Source organism: Arthrobacter sp. GMC3 (assembly GCF_002929305.1).
Taxonomy (GTDB): domain Bacteria; phylum Actinomycetota; class Actinomycetes; order Actinomycetales; family Micrococcaceae; genus Specibacter.
In genome coordinates this window covers 1-537 of the sequence record NZ_PJIO01000149.1, presented here as the reverse complement: position 1 = coordinate 537, position 537 = coordinate 1, and the positions used below count along the sequence as shown (strand labels likewise).

Below are 537 nucleotides of genomic sequence, written 5' to 3'. Positions count from 1 at the left end.
GCCGAAGGCGCGGACATGGTGATGGTCAAGCCCGGTCTGCCCTACCTGGATATCGTCTGGCGGGTCAAAGATGCCTTCAAGGCGCCGACCTTCGTCTATCAGGTCAGCGGCGAATACGCCATGCACATGGCCGCCATCCAGAACGGCTGGTTGAGCGAGGCCGTCATCCTTGAGTCTTTGGTCGGCTTCAAGCGTGCCGGGGCCGATGGCATCCTGACTTACTTCGCCAAACAGGCGGCACAACAATTAAAACGGGGCCAGTGAGCCCTTTCGAGGCAAAGCGATGATCAACCAGGGACTCAGCGAAAAGGATCTGCAGGACGCCGTGGTCGGCGAGGTGCTGGAACACACGTTGCCCGAGGTGGTGTCTGCGCCACTGGAAGTCGTCGAGGAGACGCCGGTCGCGCTGGTGACCAACCTGGACGACAGTGCGCTGTACATCCATCGCGAGCTTTCGCAGCTTCAGTTCAACGTCCGCGTGCTCGAGCAGGCGCTGGATGAGTCCTATCCGCTGCTGGAGCGGCTGAAGTTCCTGCT

At 60.9% G+C, this 537-nt stretch carries 1 protein-coding gene and 1 pseudogene; both read left to right on the top strand.

Features of this window, described 5'->3' with window-relative positions; genetic code table 11:
* Window positions 1-264: pseudogene (locus CXQ94_RS24075) on the top strand (porphobilinogen synthase); the annotation flags it as partial.
* A 19-nt stretch (window positions 265-283) separates the two neighbouring features.
* Window positions 284-537 (top strand): hypothetical protein (locus CXQ94_RS24070; RefSeq protein ID WP_219817131.1); only part of this gene is annotated, 254 nt, incomplete at its 3' end.